Source organism: Actinomycetospora flava, assembly GCF_037400335.1.
GTDB lineage: Bacteria > Actinomycetota > Actinomycetes > Mycobacteriales > Pseudonocardiaceae > Actinomycetospora > Actinomycetospora flava.
Window position 1 is genome coordinate 1 of the sequence record NZ_JBBEGM010000017.1, and the last position, 26,774, is coordinate 26,774.

Sequence of the window (26,774 nt, forward strand, 5' to 3'; positions counted from 1 at the left end):
CGGCGCGACACGCCGAGCCCGAGCCTGGTCCGGGGTGTTCCAGCGTGGCGGCCACAGGCGGCACGCAGCGAAGCGGAGCTGCCGCGCCGGAGGCGAATGACTGGCGTTGACCGTCAGGAAAGCCCCCCGCTCGCCTTCTTCCGCGCGCGGTAGGCGGCGACGTTGGCGCGGTTCCCGCAGAGATCGGGCATGCAGTAGCGCCGCCGCCCCGGGCGGCTGGTGTCGATGAAGACCCCCGAGCACGTGTCCGACGCGCAGTCGCGGAACCGGTCGGGGCCCAGCGCCCGCAGCGCGCCGAGCACGCCGATCCCGCCGAGGAGGGCCAGTCGGTCGGCGAGCGTCGCCTGCGCCGCGGGCCGGGCGATCCACTGCAGCCGTCCCCGCTCATCGGGTTCGAGGCCGACCGCGCCGAGCCCGCGGGTGACCAGCACCGAGGCCCCGCGCTCGATCGCCTCCGGATCCCGCTGGTCGAGGATCGCGCGCAGCCGGCCGCGGACCTCGTGCACCGCGGTGACGTCGTCGTCGCCCGTCAGCCCGTACTCGCCGGCGAACAGGGCCAGCGCCGCCTCGTCCGGGAGCTGGTCCTCGCCGTGCCACACCCCGGGGGCCGTGTTGACGAGCTCGGTCGCCATCCCGGCCGCCATCACGTAATCGTCAAAGACTGCTTGCATCCCTTACGCCCTCCTCGTAGAGTAAGGCCCATCCCGAGAGTACAACCCTGTCGAGGAGGGACCGTGGCCACCGATCTCGCGACGTGGGCGCTGCGCCACCGCGTGGACCTGCCCACCGGCACCATCGCCGTCGACGTCCTCGGCGCCGACCGACCAGGCACACCCGTCGTCCTCACCCACGGCACGCCGTCGTGGTCGTACCTCTGGCGCCACGTCGCGCCGGCGCTCGCCCAGGACCGGCCCGTCCACCTCTGGGACCTGCCCGGCTACGGCGACTCCACGGGCGAGGCGCCCTCCGTCGCCGGCCACGCCCGGACGCTCGCCGCGCTCGTCGACCTCTGGGGCCTCGAGGCGCCCGTGCTCGTCGGGCACGACATCGGCGCCGCGGCCGTGCTGCGCGCCCACCTCGTGCACGGCGTGCCGGCGAGCAGTCTCGTGCTCGCGGACGCCGCGGTCCTCTCGCCGTGGGTCACCGCGACGGCCGCGCACATGCAGCAGCACCTCGAGGTCTACCGGTCGATGCCGAACGGCGCGTTCACCGCGCTGATCACCGCGCACCTCCGCACGACCTCGGCCACCGGGCTCGGCGCGGAGGCCGAACGCGCGTACCTCGACCGCTACGCAGGGCCCGACGGCCAGCAGCGCTACCTCGACCAGGTCGCGGGCTTCTCCGAGGACGACACCCGCGACGTCGTCGCCCGCCTCGGCGAGATCACGGTGCCGACCGACGTCGTCTGGGGGGCCGACGACACCTGGTTGCCGAGCACCGCCGGCACGACCCTGCGGGACACGATCCCGGGCGCGCGCCTCCACACCGTCGCGGGCGCGGGCCATTTCCTCACCGAGGACGCCCCGGAGGCGGTCGTCGACCTCCTCGCCGGGGTGCTGCCGTGAGCCCCGGAGAGGTGCGGATCACTCTCGCCGGCCCACAACCGAGAAACCTCACAGCCGTCTATCAGGACGTACAACCCACGCGTCGTCGCAGGAGAGCGGCGACCGATCTGGAGCCCTGCACGATGAGTTCCCCCGCGCGCCCCGTTCCCTCCGATGTCACCGTCCCCGCGCCCCGACAGAGCTCCGACGAGGCCCGCGTCCTCGTCATCGCCGCCCGGCCCGACGACCGCGGTCTCGCCGCGGCGCAGGTCCTGGCGGACCGCATGGGTGGCGCCGCCGCCCAGTCCCGCGACACCGACCTGGAGTCGAGGCTCCGCGGTGCCGCCGAGGTCATCGTGCTCGACCCGAGCGCGATGCGTGCCCGCATGACGCGCGACCAGGCGTTCACCGCGCCCGCCGAGGCCGCGGACCGGCGCGCCCTGCTCAGCCGTCTCGCGCCGCACCAGGACCGCGTCCGCTGGATGACCCGCCCGGCGGCCTGACCGGTTAGAGCCGGCGGTTCGCGAGCACCGGCAGCGTGGCGCGGACGTCGGGGATCTGCTCGGGGTCGACATCGACCACGAGCAGCCCCGGCTCCGCGCCCAGCTCGTCGATCGTCACGCCGAACGGCGACGCCGCCAGGCTGTGGCCGACGCCGCGAGGCGCCGAGCCCGGGTCGATGCCCCGGCTCGTCGGGTCGGCCTGATCGGCGGCGAGCACGAAGGTCGTCGCGTCGAGCGCCCGGGCACGCACCATGAGCTGCCACTGCTCGACCTTGCCGGGGCCCGCGCCCCAGCTCGCCGGCAGCACCGTCACCGTGGCGCCCTGGTCGGCCAGCGCGCGGAAGAGCTCCGGGTAGCGGATGTCGTAGCAGGTCGCGAGCCCGAGCGTCGTCCCGTCGACCGTGAGCGTCACCGGCTTCGTGCCCGGCGCGATCGTGTCGGACTCGCGGAAGCCGAACGCGTCGTAGAGATGGATCTTGTCGTAGGCCGTGTCGACGCCGCGACCGGTGACGAGCAGCGTGTTGGTGATCCGCCCGTCCGCGGTCGGGGTGAACATGCCCGCGACGATCAGGACGTCGTTCCGCTCCGCGATGCGCCGCACCTCGCTCGCCCACGGGCCGTCGAGCGGCTCCGCGACCGGCTTCAGCGACACCCCGAACCGGCACATCGTCGCCTCGGGGAACACGACTACCGTCGCGCCTTGCTGGGCGGCGAGGGCGGCGTGGTCGGCGACGATCTCGAGATTCGCCGACGGGTCGTCGGTCGCGAGAATCTGGGCTAGGGCGACGCGCATGACCCGTGTATACCGGGCCCGTGGACGCGGCGGACTACCTGACGCGGATCGGTGCGGCGGCCGACGACGCGCTCGACGTGCTGATGCGCCGCCACCTCGAGACCGTCCCCTTCGAGAACCTGTCGATCCACGAGCGCGACCACGTGCCGATCGAGGACGCGGCGCTGGTCGAGAAGGTCGTCGACCGCCGTCGCGGCGGGTTCTGCTACGAGCTCAACGGCGCGTTCGCCTGGTTGCTGGGCGAGCTCGACTACGAGGTGACCCGCTGCTCGGCGCGCGTCGCCACCCCCGACGGGCTCTCGTTCCCCGGCGACCACATGGCGCTCGTCGTCGGCGGCAGGACGCTCGTCGACGTCGGCTTCGGGCGGTTCGCCGTCGGCCCGCTCGACCTGGAGTCCCGGGACGAGCAGTACGACCGCTCCGGCGCCTTCACCGTCCGCGACGAGCCGGACGGGGAGCTCGACGTGGTCTGGGGCGACAGGGTCCAGTACCGCCTCGACCCGCGACCGCGCTCGCTGCAGGACTTCGTGCCGATGGCCTGGTGGCACCGCACGTCACCGACCTCGCCGTTCACCCGCGAGGTCACGTGCTCGCGGCTGACACCGACCGGCCGCGTGACGATCTCGGGCCCGAAGCTCATCGAGACCGCCGACGACGGCACCCGCACCGAGCGCGACCTGTCCACCGAGGAGCAACTCGCGACCTACCGCGACGTGTTCGGGGTCGCCCTCCACGTCGTCCCGCCGGCGCTGCACCCGGCGGACTGACGGTCAGCGCGCGGTGCGCACCCGCGCGAGCAGGCCGTACATCTCGCAGCCGAGGCAGAAGCCGAACGCCGCGTTGAGGAAGGCCGCCGCCAGGGCCATCGCGGTGGCGACGACGCCGAGGACGGTCGCGCCGCTGAGGTACCCGACGGCGGCGACGACCGTGAACACCAGCCCGACCGCCTGCGAGAACCGCACCGGCGCCGCGTCCTCCCGCTCGCTCGGCGGGCCGAGGCGCGGGGCGAGCAGCGCCCGGTAGAGCGCGCCGTAGGGCGAGTACCGCATCCCGGCGGCGACCGGGATCGCGAACACCACCGCCTGCAGCGCGGCCAGCACGCCGCTGCCGGTGAGGAGCACGGCGGCCAGGACGACCGTGGTCACGGCGGCGGCGAAGCGGACGCCGCGAGGGTCGAGCTGCTCGGTCACCGGGACTCCTCGAGGGACAGGGCGGCGACGAGGTCCGCGCGCCGCGGGATGCCGCCGACACGCAGCAGCTCGGTGCCGCTGCGGTCGAAGGCGACGGTGGTCGGGGTGCGCAGGACGTGCAGGGCTTTCGCGACGTCGGGCCGGTCGGCGACGTCGATCTCGACGTGACGGATGTCGGCGTGCTCGGCGGCGAGGGCCTCGAGCTGCTCGCGGGTCCGCGCGCACGGCGTGCAGATCGGTGAGGAGAGCTGCAGGAGGAGCACGCGGTCGTCGGGCTCGGCGGAGACGTCCGCGAGGTCCCAGCCGTGCGCGGCGCTCTCAGCGGTCCGGATCCGGCCGCTGCGTCGCTGCAGGGCGAACCCGGCGACGGTGGCGACGACGAGGACCCCGACGAGCACGACCGCGCCGAGCGCACTGATCCCCACAACAGCCGCAACCAGCCCGACCTGCGCGGTTGTTCCCGGGTGCTATACCGAGATCGTGGCGGTGGCGACGGCGGCGACCTTCGTGTGGCTCGGGATGGTGCTGGCGATCTCGTTCCTCGAGGCGCCGCTGAAGTTCCGCGCGCCGGGCGTGACGACGGTGATCGGCCTCGGGATCGGGCGGCTCGTGTTCCGGGCGCTGAACGTCGCCGAGCTGGTGCTGGGCGTGCTGGTGATCGTGGGCGTGGTCCTGGCCGGTGTGCCGCTCGGACCGGCCGTCACGGTGGCCGTCCTCGTGGCGCTGCTCATCGTCCAGTTGGCCGTCGTGCGGCCGGTGCTCAACCGCCGCTCCGACCGCGTCCTGGCCGGCGAGGACCCACCCCGCTCCCGGGCGCACCTCGTCTACATCGGGCTGGAGGGCGCCAAGGTCGTGGCGCTGGTCGTGCTCGGCGTCCTGTTGCTGGCCTGACCCGCCTGCTCATCGCGCTGGGCGCCTGCCCTAGACTCGCGGACAGCGCCGCCTTAGCTCAGATGGCCAGAGCAACGCACTCGTAATGCGTAGGTCTCGGGTTCGAATCCCGAAGGCGGCTCCGCAGGTGAGGGCCCTGTCGCACTGCGGCAGGGCCCTTCTTCTGTTTGTTCCGTGGCCTCCTTCGTGGCCTCCTTCGTGACCTCGAGCCCATCTATGGTGCTCTCGTGGCCCCCGCGACGACCCGCCAGCGTGGCTCAATCGGCTGGCTCCCCAGCGGGTCGGCGCGGGTGAAGGTCTACGCCGGGATCGACCAACTCACCGGCGAGAAGATGTGGCTCCGCGAGACGGTGTTGGCACGTGCGACCCGGCGCGAGACCGAGCGGGAGGCCGAGAAGGTCCGGACGCGGCTGCTAAACCAGGTCGACGAGCGGCGCAACCCCCGAACCGGAACTACGGTCAATGAGCTGATAGACCGGTACCTTGAGGTCGTCGATATCGACCGCAAGACTCGAGCTGGCTACGTCGGCAAGATCGAGAAACACATCCGCCCAGAGCTCGGGAAGCGGCAGGTCGGAGCTGTCAAGGCCGAGACTATCGAGCGCCTCTACGCGCAGCTCCGCCGGTGCCGTGACCACTGCAACGGCCGGGTGTTCGTCCAGCACCGCACCGACCACGAGCACGCGTGCGACGAGCACACCAGCCGCCGCAAGTGCGCGAAGGTCGCGCAGGGCGATCTCGAGGTCGAGTGCAGATGGTGCGCGAGGGCATGTAGGACGCATACCTGCCGTCCCCTTGCCCCTGGGAGCATTCGTGTCGTCCACGCGATTCTCAGCGGCGCCTTCGGTCGTGCTGTGCGCTGGGGATGGATCGCGGTCAGTCCCGTCAAGCAGATCGAGCCACCCGCGACTCCGCGGCCCAATCCAGACCCGCCGACGCCCGCCGAGGCTGCCCTACTCCTCAACGAAGCATGGGACGCCGATCCCGACTGGGGCACGCTCGTCTGGCTCATGATGACGACCGGCTCGCGCCGCGGGGAGGTTTGCGGCCTGCGGTGGTCTCGGCTCGACCTCGACCACGCCGGCGTCGCCATATTCAAACGAAGCACCGGACAGATTGGTGGTCGTATGTGGGAGAAGGACACCAAGACCCACCAGGACCGACGCGTCACGCTAGACCTCGAGATCATTGAGGTACTCAAAGAGCACCGAGCTCGCTGTGAACAGCGTGCAACCGAACTCGGCGTCTCGATTGCCCCTGACGCTTACGTCTTCTCACCTTCGCCCGACGGCTCGACGCCCACCAAGCCGGATAGCGTCACACAGCGATACCTCCGCCTCGCGGCGCGGCTCGGCGTCGCTACCCGGCTCCACAGCTTGCGTCACTACTCCGCTACCGAGCTCATCGCGGCTGGCGTCGACGTCCGCACCGTCGCTGGCCGGCTCGGCCATAGCGGCGGAGGGTCGACAACGCTGCGCATCTACACGGCATTCGTCAACGAGGCCGACCAGCGAGCGGCTACAGCGCTCGCTGATCGACGGGTTCGACCGCCGAATCGTCGGACACCGACAGAGCGCGCTGCGGCCTCTCCCGAGGACTAACAATCCTTCTGAAGGCTAGCGCAGTCTTAAGTCCGACGACTAGACGTTCAAGGCCGAAGCTCCGCCGATACCAGCAAGAAGAGCGGCTTTACGAAGTTCTTCTTCCACCAGGTGACTTCTCGGAGCCACTCTGCTGGAGGATGCGGTTCCGACAGGCCGCTGATCAGGAACCCTGCGTTAGTGATCGCCTGTGAGTAGAATTCGAGCGGGCGAAAGTTCATGTGGACCTCAGCGGGGGATTCTAAGCCCGCGACAACGAAGGGCTGATCAACGCGCCGCTCGGAGAAATACGTGGCGACCGGGATGCTGCCAGACGCGTCGCGCTCAGCGTGGGCTATGTAAAAGCATGGGTGAAGCATCAGGGCGACAAGTCGACCGCCAGGGCGCAGCACTCGACCCAACTCGCGTAACGCCGAGGCCGGGTCGGCCACGTCACTAAGAACGTGGTTGCACACGGCGATATCGAAGGTCGCATTAGGTTCTGGAAGGTTCTCTAGGTTTGCGACCTTATAATCGATCTGAAGTGTGCGGGCGTCAGGGTGATGTCGTGCAGACGCAATCAAGGTCTCCGAGGTGTCGACGCCCACCACCGATGCTCCGCGCTCTGCGAGCAGCCGAGACATATAGCCTTCGCCGCAGCCGCCGTCCAAGACTCGCATACCGGAGCAATCGCCTACAGCGTCTAGGACGCTTCCATCGGTCAGCTCGGTTCGGTATCTGTCGAGCTGCTCGCGGATGATCTTTACCCAGAAGTCGGCGTTGGCGGCGTAGGTATCCGCCGGGCTACCAGGCGTAGTCAAACTTGGTGCCTCCGAGCTCCCGATCGTCTCTGCCTAGCTCGGAGAGGATAGCGTCGCAGGCTACGCCCGTCTCTGGGAGCGCGACGCGTTCCCGTCTCGCAGCGAGGCGAGCGCCGAGCTCGTCTCGCCTCAAGCCGAAGGTGCCGTCGCGGCCAAGGAGCGTCGGTAAGGCTGTAAGGGCGAGATACAGGAGGTACGCATCGTTGTAGGTCTCGATCTCCCGGATGATCTCAGGAGCGGTCTGTCTCATCAGCAGCGACCGGGGGAGGGAGAAGTCTTGCGACGGCTTCACGTCGTGGCAGTAAGTGGGAAACGCCCACTCCTCCACCATCTTGAGCAGCGGTGACTCGTCCACCTTCCGTGAGTAGGCGAACGCTATTTCGGGATCGTTCGTCGAGATGAGTCGACCCATAGTGGAGCTACGGAAGGCAAGTGCGGTGTTGCGGTTGAGGTCAGGCGACAGCGCTCGCGGCGTCTCGCCAGTACTGAGGGATAGATGGTGGAGAAGGTTCACCTGCGCAAGGATGGCGTGGAACGAATTGGGACGCGCGCCAAGCTCGACCGCCATGCCCAGGGCGGCAGCGTGCAGAGGGCTAGCGTCGACCAGTAGGGCTCCGATAGCAGTCGACCCAAAAACAGCACCCATCGCATAGTCCTGGTCGCGTCCCCCAGAATCTAGCAAGGTGAGCTGCCGCCTGCTTGGCGTCCCCATCAAGGACGCATGCTGCGGTCTCGAGAGCATTGCTAAGGTATTGCTCTGGGACCCGTTTTTCGCTCGCTAGTCTCCCGAATGTTGCCGTGTCGACTTCCACGCCCTTCGAACTGAGCCTGTCTGCGAGTCGGCTTCGGCGGTCGGCGAGTGAGTAACCGAGCACGTACTCACCGACCCCAGGTAGCGCCCCGACAAGGGCTTGAAGCGTCCGGCCCTTGATCCTGTCAAGCCAGTCTGGGTCGTCCCATAGCCGGCAGACCGTGCTCTCGTCTAGCCCCGCTAGGAAGGCGACGTCCGCCATGCCGAATCCAGAGGACTCGGCTATCCGGGCCAGTGAGCGGGGCGAGATCGTCATAGTTTGCACCTGCAAATCTGGAAGATCTTACGAGCAACCGTAGCACGCGGCTTGCGGCGACTGATGACACTTGCGCGCAAGCAAGTCCCTTAAGTCTCAGCGTCCACCACCTGCCGCCAGCAAGGATCGATGACTGGCATCGACTCCCTCCCTGACTCTCGATGCACAGACGCCGCCATCTCAGGCCAGCGTCCGCAGCGAGGAGTCAGCGTTGTCGATCAGAAGCAGTGAGAGGGCACCGACGTTCTACGACGTCGCCGAGGTGGCGCAGATGCTCAAGATGTCGCGGATGACCGTCTACCGGGCGATCAGCTCCGGCGAGCTCCGCGCGGTTCGAATCCGGGGTCGATGGCTGATCCCCGGTCCAGTCATCGACGCACTTGTGTCAGGAGTCATCGAGGGGGGTGCTTCCTGATGTCGAGCGTCGGACTATTGATCTTATTCGCGGTTCTGGGCGCGTTCATCTGCGCGAAGACGCGGTCTGCCGCGGGCGCGGTGGTGTTCTCACTCGTTGCGCTGGTGCTGTTCATCGGAACGCCGGTCGGGCAGGGGCTGCCGGGAGCCATCGGCGGGTTGATGTCGGCGGTCGATCAGGCCACCACGCCGGCTCTTGAGGGCGCGGCGGGAGCACCCGCGGACGGATAGAGACCGCCCGTGCCAGCGCGCTCAAGGCCGCGGGGCCGAGGAAGCAGGGCGAGTCGCCCGAGGGCGACGCCGCGTCGAGGTGTCCCGCCGAGCGTGAGCCGGCCGTTCCTCCGGCCTCAAGGGCGCCAGTGGCGCCGCTGCGCGGCCGGACTGCGTCCGGCCCTTGACCCCGGAGACCTCGACGGCCGGCGGGCGCCCGCACGCGGGGTGAAGGCAGCCAGGACGCCTCCACCCGCCTCCCGGCGGGACCCATTACTACCCAGCTGCGCGACGGGCGCGGCTGACCCACCTTGTGAGGAGCACGTCATGAACGAGACGACCCTGACCATCGTCGGGAACCTGACCGACGCCCCGGAGCTGCGGTATCTGCCCAGCGGGGCGGCACGCGCGGGGCTCACGGTCGCGTCGACGCCTCGGCGTTTCGACCGCCAGTCCGGCGAGTGGACCGACGGGGATGCGCTGTTCCTGCGGGCCGTGGCGTGGGGCCCGCTCGCCGAGCACGCCGCGGAGTCGCTGTCCAAGGGCGACCGGGTGGTGGTGACCGGGCGGCTGCGGCAGCGCTCGTTCGAGACCGCCGAGGGCCAGCGCCGGCAGGTAATCGAGCTCGAGGTCGACGAGGTCGGGGTGTCGCTGCGCTACGCCACCGCCCGGCCCCAGCGCACCACCGCACCCGCGGCCACCGTCCATGAGGGGGACGCCCAGAGCGCCCGCGACTCGGCGGACGAGCTGGTGGGCGGCCATGACTGACACGAACTGGCAAGCATGGGCGGCGTGCCGGGGCGTCGACCCGGAGCTGTTCTTCCCGGAGACCACCGACCAGGCGCCGGACGAGGCCCTGGACGACGCGCGGGGCGAGTCGTTGGTGGGCCGGCAGGTGGAGACGGCGAAGGCGGTGTGCCGCGGCTGCCCGGTGCAGGAGCCGTGCCTGGTCGAGGCCCTCGAGCGGTTACCGCACGGGATCGCGGGCGGGATGACCGAGCATGAGCGCCGAGAAGTTCGCGCGCACCGCGTGCGCCCGAGCGAGAGGAAGCCACGGTGGCGGGCGCTGCTCGAGGCCGGCTCCTCCCCGCCGGAGGTCGCCGCGGAGTACGGCGTCAGCGCCCGCACCATCGCGCGGTGGGCCGCCCGCCCGCACTTCGAGAGCTCGCCGCAGCCGTCGACGGGCGCTAGGGGAGGTGGGCGGCGGTGAGCGCGCCGGAGGTCAGCCGCCGGGAGCAGGCGGCGTGGTCGACCCGCGAGCACGTGCGCCGGGTCGCGGTCACCGCGTTCGACACCACCGAGCGCCAAGAGCCGATCGAGGGCTTCCACGGACTCTCGCGTCCGGTGCTGGCCGATCCGCTGGCCGGGGTACGCGCGGGGCGGCTGGTGGCCGAGGTCGCGGCGGGCGCGTTGCGGGAGTGGGCGCTGCGCGCCCGCGGGGCCGGGCACAGCTGGGACGCCGTCGGCCACGCCCTGGAGCTGCCGACCACGACGGAGGGCAGCGCGCGGGAGGAGGCGGCGTGGGAGTGGCTCATCGAGCACCGCCCGCCACCTCCGACCGCCAGCGCCACGGCCGGCATGCAGCCGGCGTCAGCGGTGTGGACGTGCACCACGTGCCGGGCCCGGGTGCGCGACCGCGGCCCGTTCGCCTCACATCCCGACGACCGCGAGCAGGGCCACGAGCACGACTGCACCCGCCGCGCAGCGGCCCTCGAGGCATGGCAGCGCCAAACAGGCGACGACGAGGACGACGAGGACGGCGACGAGGGAGGAAGCGATGCGTAGCCGGCGAACGACCAGTGCGAGCGGGGTGTCGAGGCTGGGGGAGCAGGTCCGAGCGACGCTGCCGCTTCTGCTGGGGGTGGAGCTGGTCCGCGCCGACATCGCCGCGGCGGTGCTCGGGGTCGGGCTCGGGGACGCGCCGTGCGGCGGCCCGGTCACCTGGGCGCTGCTGATCGACGGCGCGGTGGCGGGCCGGACCGACGAGCCGCTGACCGACGACGCCGCCCACGGCTGGGCGCGGCGGATGCTCGGCGAGGGCGCGCGTTTCCAGCTCGCCCACACCGGCGGCGGCTACTGGCTCACCGACACCACCGACACCACCGACACGGCCGACCTCCCCGAGGAGCGCGGGCTCCGGAGAGCAGCGCGCGGGCGGGGCGGGTGGTCGCGGTGATGGCCACGCTGCTGATCCTGGTGCTGCTGGTCGCCGCGACAGCGCTGCTCGTGGCCCGGGGCGCCCGGCTGTGGGCGTGTGTGCCGGGCCTGCTGGCCATGTTGCCGGCGCTCACTCTGCTGCAGGCTCTGTCGTGGCCGGCGCTGCTCATCGCCGCGGCGGTGCTGGTGCTGGTGGGCTGGCATCGCTGGTCGCGCAGCCGGTCCATCGTCTCCCGCTGGTCGGCCCGGTCACGCCGCCGCGCCGGGGTCGCCTCGACCCTGGACGTGGCACGGCATGCGGGCACAGTCGCCACCCGACGTCGCGCCGGGACGGTGCGCCCCTCGTTGGCGGCGCTCTCGCGCCGGGAGCGGCTGGGGGTGCCGACCACTGCGGTGGGGGTGGAGCTGTGCCGGGCCGGGGTGCAGCGGGTGTGGTCCTCGGTCGAGGACGTGACCCTGGTGTTCGGCGGCCCGCGCACCGGCAAGACCGGCTGGCTGGCCGGCCGGGTCCTCGACGCCCCGGGCGCCGCGGTCGTCACGTCCACAAGGACGGACCTGCTGGAGCTGTGCGCCCCGATCCGGCAGCGCGGCCGGGGTCCGGTGTTCGTGTTCAACCCGGTCGGGCTCGGCGGTATCCGCTCCACGATCAGCTTCGACCCGCTGACCGGCTGCACCGACCCGGTCACCGCGATGGAGCGCGCCACCGACATGGTCGCCGCCACCTCCCGCGCGAGCCATGGGGACGCCGAGCGGTGGGACGCCCAGGCCCGCCGCGTGCTCGCCGCCCTGTTGCATGCGGCGGCGCTCGGGGGCGGGTCGATGCGCGACGTGCTCGGCTGGGTGGCCGACAACGACCGCGCCGCCCGCGAAGTCCCCGCCCTGCTCAGGCGGTCGCAGGTGGAGACGTTCGACAAGGCCGCCGAGCAGTTCGTCACCACCAACGACCGGACCCGCACCAGCATCACCAACTCGATCATGCCCGCGCTGGGGTGGCTGAACCATCCCGACGCCGCCGCAGCAGCCGCACCCACCGATCAGCCCTTCGACGTCGAAGCCCTGCTCGCCTCGCGGGCGACGGTGTTCCTGCTCGGCGCCGAGGAAGCCGACACCGGCCCACTCGTGTGCGCGCTGACCGGGCACATCGCCCGCGAGGCCCGCCGCCTCGCCACGGCGAAGCCGGCCGGCCGGCTGGACCCGCCGCTGCTGCTCGCCCTGGACGAGGCGGCGCTGATCTCGCCGGCGCCGTTGGAGAACTGGACCGCGGACATGGGTGGGCGCGGGGTCACGATCATCGCCCCGTTCCAATCGAGGGCGCAGCTGCTGGCCCGCTACGGGGAGCACAAGACCGCCACCATCCTGAACAACACGGGCTCGGTGCTGTTGTTCGGCGGCACGAGGGATCAGGCGGACCTGCAGTTCTGGTCCACCCTGGCCGGGGAGCGCGACGAGCGGATCACCACCACCGACCTCCACGGTCGCGTCGCGTCCCGCACGGTGCGCAAAGTTCCCGTACTGGCGCCGGCGCAGCTGGCGAACCTTCCCGCGGGGAAGGTCGTGGTCTACCGGCGCGGCATCAGCCCGGTGATCGGGCGGGCCCGGATGGCCTGGACCCGCCGCGACGTCCGCGCCCAGCACGCCACCGTGCCGGCGATCGGTTGGCGCGGCCGGTGGCGGCGCGCTTGGGCGTGGGTCGAGGTCGGCCTCGCAGCGCTGTGGCGCCGCACCACCACCTCTCGCCGCAAGGAGCCGGCGCCGCCTGCGCGCCCGGAGCCGGAGTTCGGGCGGGCGTCGCTGGTGATCGACGTCGAGCCCGTCGTCGACCCCGTGATCGGTGAACAGCAGCCCGGTCCGTATGACGGGTCGTGGCGGCGATGAGCACCCCGGAGTCGACCTCGAAGTCGACGAGGGAGCCGACCCCGAGCCTGCAGCGGCTGCTCGCGACGTGGCAGGCGTGGAACAGCCGCGACGTGATCGCCCAGGCCGCCGCGCGGGCCGCGAGCTCCGGTGACTCCGAGCGCGCCGCGACGCTGCAGGCGCTGCTCGCGGAGCAGCAGGCGCCCTCGGCGACCCCGTCAGCGATGGAGGCACTCGCCGCCCAGCACCAACTCGCGAGCCGGCTCGACGGATGGCGCTGGCAGACCGTGGCCGCCGCCCGCAGCGAGGGCGCCACCTGGGACGACATCGCCGCCGCCACCGCCACCACCCCCGATGACGCGGAGTTCACGCACACCGTCGCGCTCGAGCGCGCCGAACAGGCCGCGACTGCCGCCGGGGTCGCCTTCGACCGCGCCCGCTACCGCGCCGCCATCGGCAAGGGCGAGGGCGATGACTCCACCTCACACGACCACGCCGACGCCGAACGAGGCGCCGCTGCTGCAGGAGAGACCACCATGACCGAGCCCACCAACCACCTGACGACGACAACGGCCAGCGCCGGGGCGACGCCCGATCCGACGGTGCCGCTCGCGCAGCTCTCGGAGCGCGAGCTGATCGCCCGCGCCGAGCACTGCGACCAGATCGCCCACACCGGCAGCCCCGCCGACCAGGCCGCCGCCCTGCGCGACCTCAACGCCACCTGGGACGAGGCCGAACGCCGGGCGCACGGCCTCCCGGCGGTCAGCGTCCCCGCGCAGGTCGCCGGCTACATCGGGCTGGTCCGCGAGGACTACGACCACGCCCTGGCCGCCGAGACCGCCACCTGGCGCCGCCAGCTCGACGCCGCGCTCCAACCCCTCGAGATCGACCCCGAGCGTGACCTCGATGTCGACCCCGGCGAGGTCAGTACCGATCGCCCGATCCCCACGGCGCACGACCTCGACGCCGACCGCGCGAAAGCCGACCCCGAGTGGGCATGGGGCCGCTACGCCGGGCGGGAGCTGACCATCACCGAGCGAGCCGACCGAGCACAGAGCCTCGCCCAGGGCGCCGGGGTAGATGTGGCCGGATACGACCCCGACACCGACATCTACACCGACCCCGCCACCGGGCAGGTCGTCCGCCTCGACGGACCCCAGAGCGACCCTGGGGCGGCGTCGGCCCGCGGCGAGCATGCAGCCGTCGCTGCGGCCGACCACGAGCCCGTCGGGGAGAACCAGGCGGCGGTGGGCGACTGGGACACCGCGGCCGCGATCGCCGAACGCGACGGCTACGTCGTGTTCGACCCGACCGTCGCGGGAGGCTTCCGCCCCCTGGCCATTGCCGAGCGCGACACCCTGGCCGGTGACTCCCCGACCGACCGCACCCTGACCGAAGAGCCTCACACCCCAGGGCCGAGACGTTGGACCGCGGCCGAGCACGAGGCCTACCTCGACACCCGTCCGGACGCGAGCACGAGCTACAACCCAGCCGCGGAGTACGGCGACCCGGACTGGCGCGAGCCGGCTTCCGACGACGAGGCGGCCGCCCGCACCACGTGGTTGGCCGAGAACACCGCTCCCGTTTCGGGGTGGCGGCCGCGCCCGTTGACCGCGGTCGAGGACGCGCTGCAGGACGCGCAGGAGCGCGCGGTGCTCTCCGACCGCGCCCACGACTCCGACCCCGACGCCTGGGCCGAGTACCACCGGCTTCAAGCCCTCGAGAAGCTCGCTCCGGTTCCCGAGCGCGATGCGCTCGACGAGCTCCCGCGCGACGAGCACGGCGAGCTCGACACCCTCGCGGCCTCCGACTGGTGCCGCGACGACGACACGGTCCTGGACCAACCCGCCCGCGAGGCGACCCCCGACAGCCATCCCGAGACGGAGCGCGCTGCCACCAACTCCGTTCCCGATGCCGACGGTCCGGATCGTGTGCGGGCCCAGCTCGAGCAGGCCCGTGCCCGGCTCGCCGCCCACGACGCCGCCACCGGCCCTGCGTCCTACGTCGGCTCCGGCAGGAATACAGATAGCGATGCAGGCGTCGATGAGCAGCGCCGCGAGCAGCTGGCGCGGTGGCACGACGACGACCGCGCGTCCGCCCCCGCCGGTGCGGGAGACACCGCCTGGGATACCGCTGGGGACACCGGTGACAGTGGTGAGAGCGGCGACTCCGGCGACGGGGCTCCGGGGTGGTACCGGTGAGCCGCCGCCCCACCAGCCAGCCCACCAGCGGGGACGGGGAGTTCGCGCGGGTCGAGGCGCTGGCCGGGCTGGCCCGCGAGGTCGACGGGCTACGGCGCGGGCTCGACGCGCTGGTCGGTACCCCGACCCGGGTCGACGACCTCGCCCGCACCGTGGCCCAGCTCGCCGACGCCGTCGCCGCCACCCCCGCCCGCCCGGGCCCGACGGTGGCGCCGTCGTGGCTGACCGCGCCCACCGACCCGGCCGCAGTTGGGCAGCTGCTCGAGGGGTTGTGCCGGTGGCTGCAGGTGGTGTTCCTGCGCTACCCCGACGGGGTCGCGGTGCTGCCCGAGTGCTGGCTCTGGCACCCCGACGTCGTCGAGGAACTGCTCTGGCTCTCCCACGCCTGGCGCGCCGCCTACGAAGAACGAGGCGCCTCGGTGCAGCTGGCCGGGGACTGGCACGACCGCCAACGGCCCGGGGTGGTGCGCCGGCTCAAGACCTCGGTCGGGTCGTGCTCGCGGGAACGTCACCAGACCCGCGCCGGCTGGTCCCAGGCCCCCACCGGCGCGACACCGGTGCCCGGACTCGACGCCGTCGCTTCGATCGCCGCGTGGTGGGCGGCCGGGCGCCACCAGGCGCCCGCGGAACCCGCGCCCGACCCCGAGGCACGGGGGCGGGGCGGGATCGGGGCCCACCTCAACGGCACACCGAACACCGCCGCCAACGGGACAGCGACCGAGCCGGCGAACGGGGCGGCCGGCAACGAGGGGCGGTGGTCACGGTGACCGGCGCCGACGCGGGCGAGACCCGCCCGCAGCGCCGCGAGCGAGAACGCGCGGAGCGCGCCGAGTGGGACTACCTCACCGACCGCCTCGGCGTGCTGTGGCCGAACTACGACTGCTTCTGCGGAAGCCTCGACGACCTGCGCCGCACAGTCGCCGAGCTGGAACGCAAAGCCGCCCGCAAACACCCCGCCCGCGAACGCCCCGCGCGCGGCGCCGACGCCGCGGCCGCACGCGGGGACTCTGGGGTCGCGCGGGCGGGGCTGCGGGCAAACCGGCAGACCGCCGAGGACGTCGAGCAGGACCAGTCCCGCCGTGAGCAGCTCACCCGCTGGCACACCGCCGACCGCGCCCTCGAGCACGGCGCCGCCGACGGCGACGGCGCGGGTTGATCCCGATGGATGGCGTCGATTCCGAGGGGGAGCCGGGGGCGACGTTCCGCCGTGAGGCAGGGGTGGGCGCCCTGCTGTGGTTGCCCGGGCTGGCGGTGGCGCTCGGCGCGGCCGTGGCCACCGCGCACGGTCTGTTCGAGGTCGCCGTCGCCGCGCGGGTGCCGGCCGGGATCGCGTGGCTCTACCCGCTGATCACCGACGGGCTCGCTCTGGTCGCCTACTCGGCCACCGCCCGCTTGCGCGAGGGCGCCGCCCGCTACGCCTGGACGGTTGTCGTTACCGCGGCGGGGCTGTCCGGGCTCGCTCAGGCCACCTACCTCGCCGGTGGCCCCACCGTCGAGGTTGCCCCCGCGCTGCGGTTCGGGGTCGGGGCCTGGCCGGCCGTCGCCGCGGCCGTGGTCGCCCACCTGCTCTACCTGCTCGCCGCCGCGAGCCCTCGTGCTGTTCAGCCCGAACCCGTTCATCGAACGTCGTTCAACGCCAACGCTGTACAGGCGCAGGGCCAGCCCGGCGTCGTTCAGCCCGAGTCCGGCAAGGACGCGGAGCCGCTGGGCGCCGAGTTTGCCGACGACAGCGGATCGGCTGTGATGCCCTCGCGGGCGGCGGCCGCCCCGGCCCGCGACCGGGCAGAGGCGGCCGCGTCGCGCCACGCCCAGCGGCACGGCGCCTGGCCCACGGTCTCCGAGCTCGAGGCCGCCGCCGAGGTCTCGCGCGGCACCGCCGCCGCCGCGCTCAAAGCCCTGCGCGACCGACCCCTGCCCCTCCGCCTGATCAACACCAGCGACAACGACACCACCGACGAGGCCCAACCATGATCACCCGGCAGCAGATCACCACGACCACAAGCAAGAACAAGAACCAATACGAAGAGCAAGAACCAAGACCAGCAACCGACACCGATCACTACACCGAACAGACGACACGACACGAGCAACAAGACCCAAGAACGAAAAGATCAAGGGAAAGATCAGAAGACGCACACCGATGCATCACGATCCTCGGGTCGGCGCCGGCCTCCGGCCAGCCGCGAAGAGCGCCGCTCTCGCGTCGATCGCGAGTTGATCACGCTTGGGGTGCCGCAACGCCGAGAACGTGGTGGTTCGGGTGCTGACGGTGGCGTCGGGCTACTCGCCGGAGTACCTGCTCAAGGAGATCGCGGCGGGGCGCGAGAACTACTACACCGGCGCCGTCGCCGAGGGCGAGCCGCCGGGTCGCTGGTGGGGCGCCGGCGCGGAGAAGCTCGGCCTGAGCGGGCTCGTGGACGCCCAGGACATGCGCGGGGTCTACGAGCGCTTTATCGACCCGCGACACGAGGCCTTCTCGGACCCGGCGCGGTGGGACGAGGTCCCGACGCTCGGTCACACCGGTCGCCGCTATGCCACCGAGGACGAGCTGTACGCCGTCGCGCTTGAACGCGAGCCCGACGCCAGTGCTGAACGCCGCGCCGAGCTCCGGCTCGAGGCGGGGAAGGCCGCGCGGCACAACGTGGCCTTCCACGACGCCACGTTCAGCGTTCAGAAGAGCGTGACGCTGCTGCACGCCGCGTTCGAGGCCCAGCAGGTGGACGCTGAACGCGCCGGCGATGTCGACGCCGCGGCCGCGTGGGCCGCGCACCGGCAGGCGGTCGAGGACGCGATCTGGGCCGGCAACGTCGCCGCCTTGGAGTACCTGTCGGAGAAGGCCGGCTACGTCCGGGTCGGTCACCACGGCGGCGCCGCTGGGCGCTGGGAGGACGCCCACGACTGGGTGGTGGCGTCGTTCTTCCAGCACGACTCTCGCGACCACGACCCGCAGCTGCATATCCACAACACGATCCTCAACCGCGTCGAAGGCCCTGACGGAAGCTGGCGCACCCTTGACGGGCGCAGCATCTACCGCTGGCGCCCCGCCGCCGCCGCCGTCGCGGAACGCACCCTCGAGGAGCACCTCACCCGCGCCCTGGGCGTGCGGTTCGCGACCCGACCCGACGGCAAGGCCCGCGAGGTCGTCGGGGTCTCGCCCGAGGCCATGGACCTGATCTCCTCGCGACGGCACGCGGTCACCGCGAAAGCCGCCGAGCTCATCGACGCCTTCGAAGCCCGCCACGACCGCGAGCCCACCACCGCCGAGCGCGACCGCCTCGCCCGCCAAGCCACCTTCGCCACCCGCCAGGCCAAGTCCCACGACGGCGAGACCCGCGAGCAGGTCCTCGACCGGGTAGAGGCCCAGCTCGCCGCCGACATCGCCGGGGGCCTCGCCGGCGTCGCCGAGGACGCCCTCGCGGCGCGCGCCGCCGCGCCCGAGCCCGAACGGTGGTCGCCGCGGGCGGTGATCGAGACCGCGCTGGCCGACGTGCAGTCCCGCAAGGCCGGCTGGACCCGCGCAGACCTGGTCCGCGCGCTGAACAGCGCGCTGCCCGACACACTCGACCTACCCGCCGGCACCGACGTAGCCGCCGTCCTCGACGGACTCGCCGACGAAGCGGTCGCGCTCGTGACACCGCTCGACTCGGCCCGCCCTGGCGAGCAGGTGCTGCCCGACGAGCTCCGCCTGGCCAACGGCGAATCCGCCTACCGCGCGCCGGGCGGGCAGGTGTACTCCACGCCAGAGCACGTGCGCAGCGAGAACATCCTGCGCGCGGCCACCGGTGAGCACGCCGGACCGGCGATGCCGCGGGCGGTCGCGGGCCGGTTCCTCGAGGAGCTGGGCGCGGGCGGGGTGCAGCTCGGCGTCGACCAGGCCGCCGCCGTGCGCGGCGTCCTCACCTCGGGCGCCGCGGTCGAGACCCTCGTCGGACCGGCCGGCACCGGGAAGTCTTTCGTCGTCGGCGCCCTCGCCAAGGCCTGGAGCGACCCCGACCTGCGCGGCGCCGCGGCCGGGCGGGTGTTCGGGCTGGCCACCAGCCAGGTCGCCACCGACGTCCTCACCGCCGAAGGGCTCACCGCTCGCAACGTCACCCGCTGGCTGGGTACCCAGCGGCGTCTGGCCGGCTCACCGGGCAACAGCCACGACGATGACCGCGGCTGGCAGCTGCGCGCCGGCGACCTGGTGGTCGTCGACGAGTCCGCCATGGCCGACACCGCCGCCCTCGCCGCGATCCACCAGCACACCGACACTGCCGGGGCGAAGCTGCTGCTGGTCGGCGACCACCGCCAGCTCGCCGCGGTCGGCGCCGGCGGGGCCATGGACCTGCTCGCCCAAGCCGGGGGACGCTACGAACTCGCCGACGCCCGCCGCTTCCAGCACGCGTGGGAGGGCCCCGCCTCGCTGCGGCTACGCGAGGGCGACGAGACCGTACTGCAGACCTACCACCGGCACGGCCGGCTCCTCGATGCTGGATCGCTCGAGCAAGCCGAGGCCTCCGCCGCGCGAGCCTGGCTCGCCGACACCCTCGCTGGGCGCCGTTCCGTACTCGTTGTCGACACCAACCAGCAAGCCGAGCGCCTCTCCGCTCAGCTGCGCGCCGAGCTCGTCCGCCTCGGGCGCGTCGAGGAGACCGGCGTCCCGCTCGGGCGCGACGGCACCACCGCCGGCGTCGGCGACCTGATCGCCGCCCGCCGCAACGGATGGGAACTCGCCGGTCACCACGCCGGAACCGAGGCGGGCGAGCACGTCAACCGTCGCGGGCCGATCAACCGCGAGACCTACCGCGTCACCGCGACCGGCGACGACGGTTCCCTGACCGTCGCCCCCTTCCACGGCCGCGACGATGCGGGGCGCGAGATACTCGGGGAGGCGATGGTGCTGCCCGCCGGCTACGTCGCGGCCGACGTCTCCCTGGCCTACGCCGGCACCGTCCACGCCACCCAGGGCACCACCGTCGACACCAGCCACCTCGTCGCGTCCGGTTCGACCAGCCGCGCGGCCGGTTACGTCGGGCTCACCCGCGGTCGCGACGCCAACACCGCCCACGTCGCCACCATCAGCGGACCCGCCGATCCCGCCGACGGCACCGCCGCGCACCAGCTGTACCGCGACCCCGTCGCCGTCCTCGCCAGTGTCATGAGCGCCGACGACACGGCTGCGACCCGCTCCGCCCTGGCCACCGCCACGGAGTCCGCCGCCGAGGCCGGCTCCACCCGTACCGCGGCCGAGCTGTTTACCGATGCCGCCCAGCTTGCCGCGACCCACCGCACCGCGGGCTGGCTCGACCAGCTCGCCGCCGACGGCGTCCTCGACCCCGATCACCGGGCGCGGATCGCCGCCGAGGACGGCGCGGCCGCGCTGACCCGCATCCTGCGCCGCGCCGAGCTCGCCGGCCACGACCCGCAACGCGTCCTGCACGACGCCGTCGCCGACCGCCCCCTCGACGGCGCCCGCAGCCTCACCAACGTCATCCACGGCCGCATCCGCGACGACCACGACGACCGCCTCGACCCGCAGGGCAGCAGCTGGGCCGACTGGACCCCGCACACCGGGCTCGGAGACTGGGACCACTACCTCACCAGCCTTGCCGAGGCCGCAGACCAGCGGGCCGACCAGCTCGGCCGCGAGCTCGCGGCCAATCCGCCGGTCTGGCTCACCCACGCGCTCGGTGACGTGCCCATCGAACCCGAGGAACGCGAGACCTGGCAGGAGAGGCCGCCACCGTCGCCGCCTGGCGCGAGTCCCACGGCCACGACGACCCAGAAGACGCCCTCGGCCCCGCACCGGCTCCTGGCCACGTCGAGTCGTTCGCCGCCTACCGGGCAGCCTGGCGCGCACTAGGCCGCCCCGAGATCGACCGCGAAGAGCTCGAGCTCTCCGACGGCCAGCTTCGCGTCCGAGTCCGCGCCCACGAGCGCGAAGCCGCCTGGGCCCCCCGCTACGTCGGCAACGAGCTCGCCGGCACCCACCAAGCCCTCGCAACCCACCGCCAGACCGAACAGCTGCGCCGAGCCGAAGCCGACGCCGCTCCCGACGAGCCCGAGCGAGGTCGCCTCACCGACGAGGCCGATCAGACCCGCTCGCTGGCCGAGACCCTCCAGCAGCAGGCCGACCAGCTCGGTGAGCTCGACGACGCCCGATCGCGCTGGCTGGCCCACACCGCCGGCACCCGGGCCGCCGCTGAGCGGGCCAAGGCCGAGCTCGCCGCCCGCCACGCCGACGACGTCGACCCGGCTCCCAAGGTCACCGCAAGCGAGTGGCTCGCCGCGCACCGCGCCGCCGTCGCCGAGGACGAGCGCCACCGCGAGATCACCGACGCCGACGTCCGCAACGAGGACCTGGAGCTGGCCGCCGCCGAGGACGAGAACCCGCCGGCGCAGGAGGACGAGGCCGACGACGAGCCGGGCGGCGGCCACCCCAAGGAACCGTCCCTGATCGAGCAGCCCGACCGCGACATCCGCGAGGTTGCCGCCGACGAGCCCAGGCCGCAGGCCGAGGACGACGTGCGGGTGCCCTCAGCGGACGAGACGGCCGCCGCGGTCGAGAGCGCGCAACGGGCCCTCGCCGAGATCAGGGCACGGGAAGCCGCCGACGCGGCCACCGAGGAACAGCACCGCACCGAACAGCTGAGCAGCTGGCACGACGACGACCAGACCGTCGACGCCACCGACAGCGCAGCAAGCGACGTCGACGAGCCGGACCTGGTCGACGCGGATCAGCCGTGAGTACCGACTGAAACCGGGGCGGCGCTCGACGTGGGCACCTCGATAGGAGGCGGACCGTTGCGCCGCCACGCCCACCGCAGCGTCGCCCGCACGCCCTCGCACCATCCTGGCTCGTGCTCGACGATGTCAGGGCGGCGCTGCTCGAGCGTCTCCGCCGCCAGGTACTCGGCCTCGATCAGCTCCTCGTAGGCCACCCGCGCCCGCTTGGTCGCGGGCGACCGCGTCAATCGCCCCGGCCCCCGCGCTGGGCGCATCGGCGCGGTCGCCAGCCAACGACACGTCACGGCGACGGCTCCCGCGTACCAGTCGGTCACCCCACGAGCGGCCTGCGCCGCGGTGACGGCACTCGCCGCCCTCCACACGGCAGCGAACTCGCCCCGAGGCACGCGGATGTTGCCGACGGGGATGCCGACGACGTCAGACTCGCGAACCTCCACGACAAGAGAGTGACACCGAACCCCGACGAGCACGAGAGCGGGAAGTCGGACAGCGACCTCACGACGGCGACAGCGTCCACGCAGTCGGCCACGGCACCACGGCGTCCGCATCCGACACCGTCTCGCCCGCGACCTTCACGACGCCCTGTTCGATCCAGCTGCGGGCACGGTCCTCTCCGATCCGGGCCCTACCCAGCCGAGCGAGCAGCGTCGCGGTCCCTCTGTCCGACTCCGTCACGGATCTGACGGCAGGCGCGCGAGCCGGCCGCGACCTGTTCCAGCGCGAACGCCACGCGCACACCATCGTGTCGGCGGTGACGTCTCCGTTGATCACCTTGAGCGGGCCCGGGGAGGGTCTGGGACCGTCTCTCCTGGTAGTAAGTGCCCCAGACCTGCAGGAATGGCGCGTCGGCGGGGGCTGGGGACGTCCCCCTGATGCGGTGATCGGGATTGGCTTCCCACGCATCGAGGAGGACGTCCGTGCCGAACGCTTGCGGTCTTTCACGGGGTGATCGGAATCGGAACAAGCGCCTGGACCGGCTGCGGGCGCTGGTGCCGGCGACGAACGCGGTGTTGGGCATCGACCTCGCCGACCGCAAGCAGGCAGCGGCGCTGACCGATCACGACTCGCGGGTGCTGGCCCGACGCCGGGCGGTGTGCCGGGCCTGGGAGCTCGGCCCGGTGCTGGACTGGGCGGTGGAGCAGGCCCGGGCCGCGGGGTTCTTGTCGGTGACGGTGGCGTGCGAGGCCACCGGTCACCGCTGGCAGGTCCTCGAGCGCTTGGCCGCCGAGCGCGGCTTGAACATGGTGTGTGTCCAGAGCCTGCTGGTGTGGCGGGCTCGGGAGGGCGAGGACCTGACCTGGGACAAGTCCGACCCGAAGGACGCGATGCTGATCGCTCGGTTGACCACGCAGCTGCGCTGCTACGAGCCCGAGATCAGCGACGGCACCTGGTCGCGGCTGCGTCAGCTCGGCGCCCGGACGGCGCCGGTTGCTCACCGAGTCCACCGCGTGTGGCCAGCAGCTGCGTGACTTGCTCGAGTGCGTGTGGCCTGCGGCGCTGGAGGCCGCGAAGCGCCCGTTGGAGTCCGCGTCGTGGTGCGCGGCGATCGCGGTGGTGCTCGCCCGCGCCGGCGACGGCGACCTGTCCGGGGTGCGGCGGATGGGCCAGGCGCGGTTCGTCGCGGCGGTGGGGCGTGAGCTGCCGGCGTGGGGTTCGACGCGGTCGTGTCGGCGCATCGTGGAGGCAGTGTTCGCCGCGACCGATGATGCTGTCGGGCTGGTCGCTCACGGCGCGGGACGTTGGAACGGGCCGGGTTCGTGACCGCCGACTGGCGCGAGGTCCGCGCCCGGCGCACCGAGGTCGAGACGCGGATGCTGGGGGTGCTCGACGAGCTCGAGCTCACCGGGCTGGTCGGCTCGATCCCGGGAGTGTCGGTGCTCGGGGCGGCGGCGGTGCTGGCCGAGTGCGGGAACCCGGCGCGGTTCACCACCGCGCGGGCGCTGGTCAAGCACGCCGGGCTTTGCCCGCGCGAGGACTCTAGTGGCGAGCACCGCGGCCACTCCCGACTCTCGGGTCGCGGGCGACCCGAGCTGCGCACGGCGGCGTGGCGGGCCACGTGGGGCGCCCAGCACGCCAACCCGGTGCTGCGGGCGCGTCATGAGCACCTGACTACCCCGCGAGCACAACCGTCTGGCCGGGATGCAGGCCCGCGCGGCCTGCGCGGCGACGCTGCTGCGCTGGCTGCACGCCGTGGTTGTGCGCCGCGTCCCCTGGGACCCCGACGTCGCCGCCGGCCGGCGACCTCAGCCCGTCGCCGTCGCTGCGGGCGTCTGCGTCGGTGCGCCCCCGGAGAAGGTGATCAGCGCCGCCTGACCCACTGACTCCGCCGACTTCGAGGCCCTACCCGAGTCGTAAGGCGGCTCTTCAGACCGCGGTCCGGTCGGCAGGCCGGTCCGCCCGGTGAGCAAGCTCCACTCTCCCAGGGAGGCCCGAGCACGGGACCTCGCCCTTGATCATGAGCAGCTCGCCCGCCTGTCTCACCGAAGCCCGATTAGCGCTGTCGGGGCCTGAGCAGCCGGTACATCGGCCGGGACCCCGCTTCTTGCTATGCAGGGACGAGCAGGCCGGCGAGGCATCCACCGGGTCTGAGCGGTGCCGCGCGGCTCGTCGAGGGCTGCTCAAGGCCGCGCGGCCGAGACCGACGATCGCGCCGCCTGCGGCGGCACTGACTTTCTTGTCGGGCCCGGAAGCTTGATCCGCCCGTCCCTCACCAGCAAGGGCCGCAGAACATCTTCGGGCCGCGCGACATCGACGGCCCTGCGGGGCCGACTCCGTCATCTCGGCGAGCGCGGCCCGAGAGATCTTCTGCTCGTCGACCCTTGCTGGTGAGCCTCCACGGGCGGACGCGGCGCACCCGGGGTGGAGGCACAGAACGCCTCCACCGCCTGGGGCACCGGGCCCATCGAGGCACCGCTTCGCGAGATCACCACTTGCGTTCGGCTTCTTACGTTGATCAAGGGCGCTCCGCTGCGCTACGCGTCGCTGCGCGACCAGCCTCCGCAAGCTCCGGCTGGCCCTTGACCGCGAGCCTCGACGGCCCGCTCGGCGCCCTTCGGGCGGTGGAGGCAGCAAGCGCCTCCGCCCACCGCCCCCGGGGCCCACCAGCCCCGCCCTATTCAGGTCGGAGGCCACCATGAGCACGCAGCCCAACCACGACTCGCGCACCGACACCCGCGCGGACAGCGACCTGCTCGCCGCCTACGTCGACGGAGACACCGACGCACTCGCGGTCCTGGTGCACCGCTACCAGCGGGTGCTGCTGAGCGTCGTTCGCAACCTGGCGTGGTTCGAGCCGGACCCGGAGGCCGTGGTGCAGGAGGTGTGGATGCGCGTGCTGCAGAGCGCGGCGACCTTCTCAGGGCGGGCGAAGGTGTCTACGTGGCTGCACCGCATCGCCGTCAACGAGGCCCTGAACGCGGCCCGCCGCCGCAAGGCCAGGCCTTCCACGCCGATCGGGGAGCTGTACCGGTCCCAAGAACAGCCCGAGCGCACCGACCCCGGCGACCCTTCGCTGGTGGTTATCGACCGGGAGCACGCCGCGGTCGTACTGCCCGACCTGCTCGCGCTGCTGCCCCGGGACCAGCGCCTGGTGCTAGAAGTGCTCCACCTCGACGGGCTCACCAACGAAGAGGCTGCACAGCTGCTCGGCGTGGCCGTCGGCACCGTCAAGTCCCGGGCCCATCGCGCCCGAGCAACCGTACTCGCCCACCTCGCCACGGAAGATCGCCCGGAGGCTCGGGCCGACCGTTGAGGGCCGCTCGCCGTTCCCACCCGGTCCGCGACAGTGGGAACGGCGAGCCCGCGAGCTGCGTCAGACCACCATGACAACTCACCACGTGAGCTCGCGCGCAACCGATGACCTCGAGGCCGGCGCCCCCTGTGGCGCTTCTCGAGATGCGATCGGGCGGCTGTTCGCCGCCGCCCTCGATGGCGACCGCCGCGCCGAAGCCACCCTGCGCTTGCTTGGGGGCTTCGACGACACCGCGCAACGCGCGTCCTGGGCCCTGCTCCGCGCCGACCACGACCACACTCGATCGATGTCGCCCGACGTGCTCGCGAGCATCGACCGGACCCTGGCGGCGCTCCATGACCGTCAGGTCCCGTCGTGAGGCCCCGTGCGGCGGTTGCCGTAGCTCATGGTGACCGGCTCACAGGGAGTCCTGCTCATTGAGCGCCGCGACCGCCTCCTTTGGATCTCATTCCCTGGGGCAAGGTCGAGCCCGACGAGACCGTCGAGCAGGATGCAATCCGAGAGACCGACGAGGAGAGCTGCTACCGCGTTCGCCCCATCTGCGTACTCCGTCGACGCCTTCACCCCACCACCGGCGCACACATCACCTACGTCGCCGCTGAGGTCGTCACGCGGCCAGTCGCGGAGAGCCCCGCTCCAGAGGCGGGCGGCGAGGAGGTGGTCGCGTATTGGCGACCAGTGCCCGAGGCGCTACGCCTTCTAGTGCCCGACCCTGTTCGAACCCGTTCGCCGATGCCTGGAGGTGCTCCTGAATGGTCGACCCGAGGCACCGTGACGCGTCTTCCATCGGCGCACGCGACCGTGGCGTCCCTCTCACCCCAAGCCGGGCCGGCTCCGGCTCGGTCAGAACCCGCACGACACCCGGTCATTCAATCTTCGCGGAAGCGCGACTTGGGTGTCGTCTCCTCGTCGATCCGGGCCTCTCGATGCTGCCGCGTCGGGCCGAAGGCAGGAGGTGGGCTCCGGTGATCCCAGGACGGAGCTCCGATTTACTGCGGCTGGTCGAGAAGCTCTCGCCAGTCAACGTACGGGCAGAACTTGTCAAACGACCAGGCCTAACAACGCCCCTCGA

The 26,774-nt window shown here is 72.4% G+C and carries 33 protein-coding genes, 1 tRNA gene and 1 pseudogene; 26 read left to right on the plus strand and 9 right to left on the minus strand.

The genetic code is table 11. The annotated features are described in order from the left end of the window. Positions 1 to 113: 113 nt before the first annotated feature. Positions 114 to 671, minus strand: a complete 558-nt coding sequence (locus WCD58_RS29340) for a CGNR zinc finger domain-containing protein (RefSeq protein ID WP_337706672.1) — start codon at positions 669 to 671, stop codon at positions 114 to 116. Positions 672 to 734: 63 nt separating this feature from the next. Between WCD58_RS29340 and WCD58_RS29345 the strand changes: the two genes are divergently transcribed. Next, positions 735 to 1,565: an alpha/beta fold hydrolase gene (locus WCD58_RS29345; protein WP_337706673.1), complete on the plus strand. Its 831-nt coding sequence runs from the start codon at positions 735 to 737 to the stop codon at positions 1,563 to 1,565. 122 nt (positions 1,566 to 1,687) lie between these two features. After that, positions 1,688 to 2,047, plus strand: a complete 360-nt coding sequence (locus tag WCD58_RS29350) for a hypothetical protein (protein ID WP_337706674.1) — start codon at positions 1,688 to 1,690, stop codon at positions 2,045 to 2,047. Positions 2,048 to 2,051: 4 nt separating this feature from the next. On the opposite strand, the gene WCD58_RS29355 is transcribed toward WCD58_RS29350, so the two are convergent. Next, a complete protein-coding gene (locus WCD58_RS29355; RefSeq protein WP_337706675.1) occupies positions 2,052 to 2,840 on the minus strand; it encodes a carbon-nitrogen hydrolase family protein in 789 nt (262 codons plus the stop codon). Between the two features lie 20 nt (positions 2,841 to 2,860). On the opposite strand from WCD58_RS29355, the gene WCD58_RS29360 reads away from it, so the two are divergent. Then, positions 2,861 to 3,607, plus strand: coding sequence for an arylamine N-acetyltransferase family protein (locus tag WCD58_RS29360; protein WP_337706676.1), 747 nt, complete (start codon positions 2,861 to 2,863; stop codon positions 3,605 to 3,607). 3 nt (positions 3,608 to 3,610) lie between these two features. Here the strand turns inward: WCD58_RS29360 and WCD58_RS29365 are convergent, their stop codons facing one another. Both WCD58_RS29365 and WCD58_RS29370 read right to left on the minus strand, forming a co-directional pair. Then, on the minus strand, positions 3,611 to 4,030 hold the full coding sequence (locus tag WCD58_RS29365; protein ID WP_337706677.1) for a DUF4395 domain-containing protein: 420 nt from the start codon (positions 4,028 to 4,030) through the stop codon (positions 3,611 to 3,613). Then, on the minus strand, positions 4,027 to 4,455 hold the full coding sequence (locus tag WCD58_RS29370; RefSeq protein WP_337706678.1) for a TlpA family protein disulfide reductase: 429 nt from the start codon (positions 4,453 to 4,455) through the stop codon (positions 4,027 to 4,029). Before WCD58_RS29370 ends, WCD58_RS29365 begins: the two co-directional genes overlap by 4 nt. Before the next feature lie 94 nt (positions 4,456 to 4,549). On the opposite strand from WCD58_RS29370, the gene WCD58_RS29375 reads away from it, so the two are divergent. From WCD58_RS29375 to WCD58_RS29385, 3 genes are all read left to right on the plus strand, one after another. After that, the gene (locus WCD58_RS29375) at positions 4,550 to 4,921 is read left to right on the plus strand and encodes a hypothetical protein (protein ID WP_337706779.1); all 372 of its coding nucleotides are present in this window, start codon (positions 4,550 to 4,552) and stop codon (positions 4,919 to 4,921) included. 47 nt (positions 4,922 to 4,968) lie between these two features. Continuing rightward, positions 4,969 to 5,042: transfer RNA gene (locus WCD58_RS29380), tRNA-Thr, on the plus strand. Between the two features lie 106 nt (positions 5,043 to 5,148). After that, positions 5,149 to 6,522 carry a tyrosine-type recombinase/integrase gene (locus WCD58_RS29385; RefSeq protein ID WP_337706679.1) on the plus strand — a complete coding sequence of 458 codons (1,374 nt, stop codon included), beginning with the start codon at positions 5,149 to 5,151 and terminating at the stop codon, positions 6,520 to 6,522. A gap of 47 nt (positions 6,523 to 6,569) precedes the next feature. Here WCD58_RS29385 and WCD58_RS29390 read toward each other — a convergent pair whose 3' ends face one another. Both WCD58_RS29390 and WCD58_RS29395 read right to left on the minus strand, forming a co-directional pair. Then, positions 6,570 to 7,322: a class I SAM-dependent methyltransferase gene (locus WCD58_RS29390; protein WP_337706680.1), complete on the minus strand. Its 753-nt coding sequence runs from the start codon at positions 7,320 to 7,322 to the stop codon at positions 6,570 to 6,572. Next, complete coding sequence (locus WCD58_RS29395; protein WP_337706681.1) at positions 7,306 to 7,836, minus strand: hypothetical protein; 531 nt, start codon at positions 7,834 to 7,836, stop codon at positions 7,306 to 7,308. Before WCD58_RS29395 ends, WCD58_RS29390 begins: the two co-directional genes overlap by 17 nt. Positions 7,837 to 8,600: 764 nt before the next feature. Here WCD58_RS29395 and WCD58_RS29400 point away from each other — a divergent pair. The 12 genes from WCD58_RS29400 to mobF all read left to right on the plus strand — a co-directional run bounded on the left by WCD58_RS29400 (position 8,601) and on the right by mobF (position 21,067). Continuing rightward, positions 8,601 to 8,804, plus strand: a complete 204-nt coding sequence (locus WCD58_RS29400; RefSeq protein ID WP_337706682.1) for a helix-turn-helix domain-containing protein — start codon at positions 8,601 to 8,603, stop codon at positions 8,802 to 8,804. Continuing rightward, positions 8,804 to 9,034 (plus strand): hypothetical protein, encoded by a 231-nt coding sequence (locus tag WCD58_RS29405; RefSeq protein ID WP_337706685.1) that lies wholly within the window; start codon positions 8,804 to 8,806, stop codon positions 9,032 to 9,034. Before WCD58_RS29400 ends, WCD58_RS29405 begins: the two co-directional genes overlap by 1 nt. 306 nt (positions 9,035 to 9,340) lie before the next feature. After that, a complete protein-coding gene (gene ssb, locus WCD58_RS29410; RefSeq protein ID WP_337706686.1) occupies positions 9,341 to 9,781 on the plus strand; it encodes a single-stranded DNA-binding protein in 441 nt (146 codons plus the stop codon). Continuing rightward, complete coding sequence (locus WCD58_RS29415) at positions 9,774 to 10,223, plus strand: WhiB family transcriptional regulator (protein WP_337706687.1); 450 nt, start codon at positions 9,774 to 9,776, stop codon at positions 10,221 to 10,223. Before ssb ends, WCD58_RS29415 begins: the two co-directional genes overlap by 8 nt. Beyond that, positions 10,220 to 10,798 carry a hypothetical protein gene (locus tag WCD58_RS29420; RefSeq protein WP_337706688.1) on the plus strand — a complete coding sequence of 193 codons (579 nt, stop codon included), beginning with the start codon at positions 10,220 to 10,222 and terminating at the stop codon, positions 10,796 to 10,798. Before WCD58_RS29415 ends, WCD58_RS29420 begins: the two co-directional genes overlap by 4 nt. A 25-nt stretch (positions 10,799 to 10,823) precedes the next feature. After that, positions 10,824 to 11,189, plus strand: a complete 366-nt coding sequence (locus WCD58_RS29425; RefSeq protein ID WP_337706689.1) for a hypothetical protein — start codon at positions 10,824 to 10,826, stop codon at positions 11,187 to 11,189. Beyond that, complete coding sequence (locus tag WCD58_RS29430) at positions 11,189 to 13,045, plus strand: type IV secretory system conjugative DNA transfer family protein (protein ID WP_337706690.1); 1,857 nt, start codon at positions 11,189 to 11,191, stop codon at positions 13,043 to 13,045. The genes WCD58_RS29425 and WCD58_RS29430 overlap by 1 nt, the downstream gene beginning before the upstream one ends. Next, positions 13,042 to 15,225, plus strand: coding sequence for a hypothetical protein (locus tag WCD58_RS29435; protein ID WP_337706691.1), 2,184 nt, complete (start codon positions 13,042 to 13,044; stop codon positions 15,223 to 15,225). The genes WCD58_RS29430 and WCD58_RS29435 overlap by 4 nt, the downstream gene beginning before the upstream one ends. Next, positions 15,222 to 15,992, plus strand: coding sequence for a hypothetical protein (locus WCD58_RS29440; protein ID WP_337706692.1), 771 nt, complete (start codon positions 15,222 to 15,224; stop codon positions 15,990 to 15,992). Before WCD58_RS29435 ends, WCD58_RS29440 begins: the two co-directional genes overlap by 4 nt. After that, positions 15,980 to 16,381: a hypothetical protein gene (locus WCD58_RS29445; RefSeq protein ID WP_337706693.1), complete on the plus strand. Its 402-nt coding sequence runs from the start codon at positions 15,980 to 15,982 to the stop codon at positions 16,379 to 16,381. Before WCD58_RS29440 ends, WCD58_RS29445 begins: the two co-directional genes overlap by 13 nt. Before the next feature lie 62 nt (positions 16,382 to 16,443). Next, the gene (locus WCD58_RS29450; RefSeq protein WP_337706694.1) at positions 16,444 to 17,196 is read left to right on the plus strand and encodes a hypothetical protein; all 753 of its coding nucleotides are present in this window, start codon (positions 16,444 to 16,446) and stop codon (positions 17,194 to 17,196) included. A 289-nt stretch (positions 17,197 to 17,485) separates the two neighbouring features. Further along, entirely contained in the window at positions 17,486 to 21,067 is a 3,582-nt protein-coding gene (gene mobF, locus WCD58_RS29455; RefSeq protein WP_337706695.1) for a MobF family relaxase, read from the plus strand. On the opposite strand, the gene WCD58_RS29460 is transcribed toward mobF, so the two are convergent. Next, a complete protein-coding gene (locus WCD58_RS29460; protein ID WP_337706696.1) occupies positions 21,064 to 21,642 on the minus strand; it encodes a hypothetical protein in 579 nt (192 codons plus the stop codon). The genes mobF and WCD58_RS29460 overlap by 4 nt on opposite strands. A gap of 93 nt (positions 21,643 to 21,735) precedes the next feature. Between WCD58_RS29460 and WCD58_RS29465 the strand changes: the two genes are divergently transcribed. Then, positions 21,736 to 21,951, plus strand: a complete 216-nt coding sequence (locus tag WCD58_RS29465; protein ID WP_337706697.1) for a hypothetical protein — start codon at positions 21,736 to 21,738, stop codon at positions 21,949 to 21,951. On the opposite strand, the gene WCD58_RS29470 is transcribed toward WCD58_RS29465, so the two are convergent. Next, entirely contained in the window at positions 21,942 to 22,178 is a 237-nt protein-coding gene (locus WCD58_RS29470) for a hypothetical protein (protein ID WP_337706698.1), read from the minus strand. The genes WCD58_RS29465 and WCD58_RS29470 overlap by 10 nt on opposite strands. A gap of 268 nt (positions 22,179 to 22,446) precedes the next feature. Then, positions 22,447 to 22,626, minus strand: a complete 180-nt coding sequence (locus tag WCD58_RS29475; RefSeq protein ID WP_337706699.1) for a hypothetical protein — start codon at positions 22,624 to 22,626, stop codon at positions 22,447 to 22,449. A gap of 242 nt (positions 22,627 to 22,868) precedes the next feature. On the opposite strand from WCD58_RS29475, the gene WCD58_RS29480 reads away from it, so the two are divergent. The 7 genes and pseudogenes from WCD58_RS29480 (at position 22,869) to WCD58_RS33765 (ending at position 26,671) form a co-directional block, all read left to right on the plus strand. After that, complete coding sequence (locus WCD58_RS29480; protein WP_337706700.1) at positions 22,869 to 23,420, plus strand: IS110 family transposase; 552 nt, start codon at positions 22,869 to 22,871, stop codon at positions 23,418 to 23,420. Positions 23,421 to 23,433: 13 nt separating this feature from the next. Then, on the plus strand, positions 23,434 to 23,712 hold the full coding sequence (locus WCD58_RS29485) for a hypothetical protein (RefSeq protein ID WP_337706701.1): 279 nt from the start codon (positions 23,434 to 23,436) through the stop codon (positions 23,710 to 23,712). A 50-nt stretch (positions 23,713 to 23,762) separates the two neighbouring features. Continuing rightward, positions 23,763 to 24,038, plus strand: a pseudogene (locus tag WCD58_RS33760) (transposase); the annotation flags it as partial. A gap of 52 nt (positions 24,039 to 24,090) precedes the next feature. Then, complete coding sequence (locus tag WCD58_RS29490) at positions 24,091 to 24,264, plus strand: hypothetical protein (protein ID WP_337706702.1); 174 nt, start codon at positions 24,091 to 24,093, stop codon at positions 24,262 to 24,264. Positions 24,265 to 25,084: 820 nt separating this feature from the next. Further along, a complete protein-coding gene (locus tag WCD58_RS29495; RefSeq protein WP_337706703.1) occupies positions 25,085 to 25,702 on the plus strand; it encodes an RNA polymerase sigma factor in 618 nt (205 codons plus the stop codon). Between the two features lie 85 nt (positions 25,703 to 25,787). Next, the gene (locus WCD58_RS29500) at positions 25,788 to 26,060 is read left to right on the plus strand and encodes a hypothetical protein (protein ID WP_337706704.1); all 273 of its coding nucleotides are present in this window, start codon (positions 25,788 to 25,790) and stop codon (positions 26,058 to 26,060) included. 80 nt (positions 26,061 to 26,140) lie between these two features. After that, positions 26,141 to 26,671: an NUDIX hydrolase gene (locus tag WCD58_RS33765; protein ID WP_373696300.1), complete on the plus strand. Its 531-nt coding sequence runs from the start codon at positions 26,141 to 26,143 to the stop codon at positions 26,669 to 26,671. Positions 26,672 to 26,774: the final 103 nt, after the last annotated feature.

Excerpts from the sequence above, each read along its gene's own strand:
- WCD58_RS29340 (WP_337706672.1), bottom strand. The coding sequence starts at position 671 with ATGCAAGCAGTCTTTGACGATTACGTGATGGCGGCCGGGATGGCGACC.
- WCD58_RS29350 (WP_337706674.1), top strand. The coding sequence starts at position 1,688 with ATGAGTTCCCCCGCGCGCCCCGTTCCCTCCGATGTCACCGTCCCCGCG.
- WCD58_RS29355 (WP_337706675.1), bottom strand. The coding sequence starts at position 2,840 with ATGCGCGTCGCCCTAGCCCAGATTCTCGCGACCGACGACCCGTCGGCG.
- WCD58_RS29375 (WP_337706779.1), top strand. The coding sequence starts at position 4,550 with ATGGTGCTGGCGATCTCGTTCCTCGAGGCGCCGCTGAAGTTCCGCGCG.
- WCD58_RS29405 (WP_337706685.1), top strand. The coding sequence starts at position 8,804 with ATGTCGAGCGTCGGACTATTGATCTTATTCGCGGTTCTGGGCGCGTTC.
- ssb (WP_337706686.1), top strand. The coding sequence starts at position 9,341 with ATGAACGAGACGACCCTGACCATCGTCGGGAACCTGACCGACGCCCCG.
- WCD58_RS29415 (WP_337706687.1), top strand. The coding sequence starts at position 9,774 with ATGACTGACACGAACTGGCAAGCATGGGCGGCGTGCCGGGGCGTCGAC.
- WCD58_RS29430 (WP_337706690.1), top strand. The coding sequence starts at position 11,189 with ATGGCCACGCTGCTGATCCTGGTGCTGCTGGTCGCCGCGACAGCGCTG.
- WCD58_RS29435 (WP_337706691.1), top strand. The coding sequence starts at position 13,042 with ATGAGCACCCCGGAGTCGACCTCGAAGTCGACGAGGGAGCCGACCCCG.
- WCD58_RS29490 (WP_337706702.1), top strand. The coding sequence starts at position 24,091 with ATGCAGGCCCGCGCGGCCTGCGCGGCGACGCTGCTGCGCTGGCTGCAC.
- WCD58_RS29495 (WP_337706703.1), top strand. The coding sequence starts at position 25,085 with ATGAGCACGCAGCCCAACCACGACTCGCGCACCGACACCCGCGCGGAC.